3 protein-coding genes and 1 pseudogene are annotated in these 4,869 nt (G+C 57.1%); all 4 read right to left on the reverse strand.

What is annotated here, in order from left to right; translation table 11 throughout:
* Positions 1–350 (reverse strand): annotated as a pseudogene (locus ABX962_RS30230) (S-layer protein); the annotation flags it as partial.
* A 138-nt stretch (positions 351–488) separates the two neighbouring features.
* A complete protein-coding gene (locus ABX962_RS30235) occupies positions 489–1,970 on the reverse strand; it encodes a DUF1501 domain-containing protein (RefSeq protein WP_372725127.1) in 1,482 nt (493 codons plus the stop codon).
* Positions 1,967–4,153 (reverse strand): serine protease, encoded by a 2,187-nt coding sequence (locus ABX962_RS30240; protein ID WP_372725129.1) that lies wholly within the window; start codon positions 4,151–4,153, stop codon positions 1,967–1,969. The genes ABX962_RS30235 and ABX962_RS30240 overlap by 4 nt, the downstream gene beginning before the upstream one ends.
* A 126-nt stretch (positions 4,154–4,279) precedes the next feature.
* The coding region (locus ABX962_RS30245; RefSeq protein ID WP_372725131.1) for a DUF1553 domain-containing protein at positions 4,280–4,869 on the reverse strand (590 nt) is incomplete at its 5' end.

Raw genomic sequence — 4,869 nt, forward strand, 5'->3', positions numbered from 1 at the left:
GAACCTCGCTCGAGTTTGCGTCCACCCCCGTGCGGCAATTCCGCAGTCGCTTTTAGCAGCAGCAGGCTGTTCTCGGGCGAGGCGGGAAAAATACGTCGGCCGCGTGCATCACGGCTGACCGCGGCGTGGTCGAATTCGGGATCAAACCCCAGCAGCGACAGCTGAAACCCGTTTTGGCCACGCTGTTTACCGTGGCACGCGCCCGAATTACAAGCTTGAGCGGTCAGTATCGGTTGGATATCCAGTTCGAAGCTAACCGCTTGATCGGCCGCAAACGTGGGCGCAGTCGCGATCGCAACGCAACACGCGAGGCAAATCAAGAGACAGCAATGTTGAAAAACGTTTTGCATGACGGTAGGCGAGGGAAATCGGTCTGAAGGAAATATCGTAGCTAGCTTCGCCAGAAGGTGGTGTTTCGCATTTGCGCCGCAACGATCCACGCTCTGGCGAGCATAGCAACAAAACGCAATTGCCGGAATTTGCCGACGCTAAACGCGTATCAACTCGGGAATCGGCTTGCCGTGATCGACGATCGGGGTGGGACGGCCGTTAAAATTTTTGATAAACACTTTCGAAGCGTCGATGCCCAGGTGATGGTAAATGGTTGCCAAGAAGTCGCCGGGGCCGCAATGACGTTCGATCACGTCTTCGCCACGTTTGTCGGTCGCTCCGATGCACTGGCCCGTTTGGATTCCACCGCCAGCCCAGATGTTCGAGAACGCTCGCGGCCAATGATCGCGACCGGGCTGTTTGGTGCCTGCCGCCGCGCTGGCGTTCCCGGCTCCGGTACTGGGTTGGTAATTAATTTTTGGAGTACGCCCGAATTCACCGGTGACAACGACCATCACACGGTCGTCCAAGCCTCGCTGATAAATATCTTCGATCAATGCGGTAACGGCTTGGTCGTAGGCGGCGGCTCGAAAACGCATCGCGTCAAAGACGTGATGATTGACGGCGTGATCGTCCCAGTTCTGCACACGGCCACACAGCGGGCCACGCAGACTGCTGGTCAGCACCTCGACACCCGCTTCGGCTAATCGTCGAGCGAGCAACAATTGTTGTCCCCACGTATTGCGTCCGTAACGATCGCGTGTCTCGTCGTCTTCTTCGCTGAGGTCGAATGCACGCTTGGTTTGCGGATTTGTCAGCAGCGTCATCGCTTGAGTTTCGAACTCATCGAGTGCGCCAAGTTCACCGTATTGGTCAAACGCACGCGTCATCGTATCGAGTTTTTGACGCAAGTCGATTCGTCGGCTCAAACGCTCGACTTCGCGTGAATCGGATAGTCCGATGTTGGGGACCACGAAGTTGGGTGCATTGGGATCGCCAGTGACCGAGAACGGCGAATAGGTTTCGCCAATGTACGCCGGGCCGATGTATTCGGACGACATGTTGACGCCGACATAGCGTGGCAACGGATTCGTTCGTGTCGTTTCCTCTTGTGCTCGCAAGTAGTTCGCGACGGTCATCCAATCAGGAAGCCGCGGCTTGGGTTTGTCACGCGTGTCAGAGTCACCCGATAACAGTTGCATGGAACCGGCTGGATGTCCCCCGGCGGTTTGATGCATGCTTCGCAGCACGGTGAACTTGTCTGCGATCGCAGCCTGTTTTGGCAACAGTTCGGTAAAGCGGACGCCGGGGATTTTTGTTCCAATCGTGCCAAAAGGGCCGCGATACTCGGTGCCCGCATTGGGTTTGGGGTCATACGTGTCGATGTGAGAGCATCCGCCTGGTTTCCAAACCATGATGACCGCCGTCTTTTTCTTCGCCGTGGTCGGACTGGCCGCTTGCAGTCGCATCACGCTGGGCAGACTAAGGCTGGCAAACCCCGCGATCCCCATCCGCATGAAACTGCGGCGAGACGAACCGTGGATACGATTCCCCGTGGTCAATACGTTACCGAGCGGCCCGGGACAATGAGCCGGACTGATCATTTCAGCATCGCGATTGGGTTGTGCAGAACGTCTCATTTTTTCTCCGCGGGAAGGACGCGAATCGCGATCGGTTTGGACACCACAATATCGGCGATGTCGGTGGTGGAGGGCTTCTTGGCAGGTTCGCTTGATGGCTTTGCTGCGTCCACCGCTGCAGGGACCATCGGATCAGGTGCCAGTGCTTCTCGTGAATACTTTGCGACCGCACTTCCGTAGAAAGCGATCCAGTAGTCGCCCGGTGCTGGCTTTAGCTTTGCCAAGTCGAGGGTCACTTCGGAGTGATCGTCATTGAGTGGCAAGTCGAATTTTGGATGTGCTTCGAATCCGCTGCCCATGGTTTGCATCGCAACCGTCGCTCCGGAAAATTCACTTCGTCGGCGGTGTGCCAGTGGAATCGTCACCGATTCACCGGCGACCACTTCGATCGGGGCATCGGCAGTCGGCTGAATCGTCAGCGGGGCGACTTCGGCACTGCCAACCGACACCGCCACATCCACGACCAAACGGGGGCTGGGGATTTCGGACCATGCATCCTTTACCGGCCACGCCATCGACGCCAAGCGGCAAGGGCGACTGACGGTTTCACCCTCGATCTCGGCTTGACCAACGAACGTTGCGTTTGCCCATGCTGACGGAGCACCTTCATCCGCAGTGACCAACATGATGCCACGCGATTTGCCGGCGGGAATTTTTAACCCTTGCGCGAACACGCCATCGGGAAGTGATTGCATCGACAATTCAATTTCGCCATCAAATCCATCGCGACGAAACGCGACGACTTCCAGTGCCATTGTCGCTCCGGGCCGCAGCGATATCGGTTTGGACAACGCGTTGCGGTCGCCGTTACGCAGCCCCATGTGTAGGGCCCAGGCGACAAGGGCAAAATCGGGCTCGGCTTTGCGAATCACCATCCGGTAGCGATTGCGAATATCACTGCGAGTGCCGCCGAATGAATCGAGCAATTGCACCCGATAGCGACCGTCTTCGGGGATCTCGATTTTGCCAAGAATGTCGGATGTCCCGGCGTTGTACGGAGGACCGTCGTAGGCGTAGTTGTTGCCGGATACTTTTACCGGACTCGGAATATCGGCTAGCTCGATGACATCGACGAGCGATTCGGTCTTCGAGCCGTCGGCGGCACTTTCCACAACCCGCTGGACCAGCATCGTTGGATCGGTGGGCAGTCCAAGGCGTTCCGACGCGACTTCGACCCACCACGACTCTCCTTTTTTCGCAGTAAACTCGAACACATCGACATCGGCAACCGGAAAGAACGTGCCCGCGATGTCGCATGGCAGCGTGATCGTCTGCACCGATGACGCCTCGCCCGACCGCTTTGGCGCGCCCGCCCCCTTTGAATCGTTCGGTTCGACTTCGGTCGTCGTTGCTGCTTGGGCGAGCCCGATTGGCGGCCATGAGAACGCGTTGACGGCTTCAGTCCCCGCCATTCGCTGCGGTTGCTGATCCGCCGAAAGCTCGCGAATCGCCAAACGATAAAAGTGCTCAGCACCTCCTTGGAACGTCAACTCGTGAACTTTCACGATGTATTGGCCGTCTGCGGGAGCCGTGAAATCGAGCAGATCGCCACGACGCTCGACCAACAAATCGCGACCCGCGGCGTCGGCGATGATCACGACCGCGTTTAATTTGCTGTCGATCCCACGTGCGGCACAATCAACCACGACACGTTGATCCTGTTTGGCTTCGAATCGATAATGATTCACACCACGCACCGGCATCGTCGCGTTGACAATCGAGTTGATCGCGACGGGCAATGCCTGCTCTGGCGATGTCGACGGTTCACTTTGAACGACTTCGGCGACGGTATCGACCGAAAAGACGCGTGACGATGACAATCCAAGCGGCGTCATCACACGAGCTTCGTGAATACCTGCGGGACAATCCGCCGCGATCGTGACAACGTAACGATGGGGGACCGCGTTGCCGGCATCGTCGAGTTTCGATTTTGCGGTGATCCCCGGATGCGAAAAGACCAGTTCGCTGGCGTCGTCGATCGCCTCGCCGCTGAGCGTGACTTCCACTTCGCTTCCCACTTGTCCGCCCATCGGCATCGTTGTCAACAAACGAGGTGACGGCAAACAAACCGACTGGGCGAACGCGTCTGAAGCGTTTGTCGCAACGCAAAGCGAGATCACAAAGGCAATCGTCAGCCTGTGCGTACGCGAAGGATATTGTTTCGTCGGTGGATCGTAGGTCATGGCAATGGTGGCACGTTATTGTTTTTGGTGGCGGTGCGGCGCAAGCCGACCGGTCGAAATCGGACGTTTTTTACTCCGCAACCGGACGGCTTGCGCCGTACCGCTAAAAACGTGGTTGGTCGGGCGTTAATGGTTGAATAAAAACTCTTTTGTATTGATCAGTGCCCACAACAAATCTTGTAAATTTTCGCGGGTGGCATCGACGTCGCTTAAAGGTTTCTTGTCGGCGCCGAAGCGTGGTTCCGACAAATACGCAACCGCGGTCGCCCGTTCTTCGTCTCGAGGCGGTCGTGCATAAGCTGCCAAGTACAACTCGTTGATGCGGTCATCGTCGGTGACCTCTTTCGTCGCCGCCAAACGTTCGGCGCGGCCTCCCTTGAAGGCAAGTTTGGCTTTGATGTCTGCGGCGTTGATAAAATGCAGGCTTTGCGCCAGGCTGGCGGATTGAACTCGCTCGCACTCGCACACACTGGTACTTTCAGGACGCCCAAACACTCGCAAAAACGGCGACGATTTGTTGTAGCTGTTGTCCGGCAGTGCGACCGCTTTGGTGCCCATGGGCAAATTGGCAAAGTCGGTGCGGGCGCCGGTCAAAAAATCGATCGAATCAAGCATCACTTCGGCTTGCAGTCGCTTTGGATAGAACCGCGAGTAGTTTTGTCGGTCGGCGAGGTTGTATTCGTTGGGAACGGAACTCAATTGATAGGCATGCGACC

This window comes from Novipirellula sp., from assembly GCF_041583735.1.
Classification (GTDB): Bacteria; Planctomycetota; Planctomycetia; order Pirellulales; family Pirellulaceae; genus Novipirellula.

Coding starts and splice junctions, on each gene's coding strand:
- ABX962_RS30235 (WP_372725127.1), bottom strand. CDS start 1,970: ATGAGACGTTCTGCACAACCCAATCGCGATGCTGAAATGATCAGTCCG.
- ABX962_RS30240 (WP_372725129.1), bottom strand. CDS start 4,153: ATGACCTACGATCCACCGACGAAACAATATCCTTCGCGTACGCACAGG.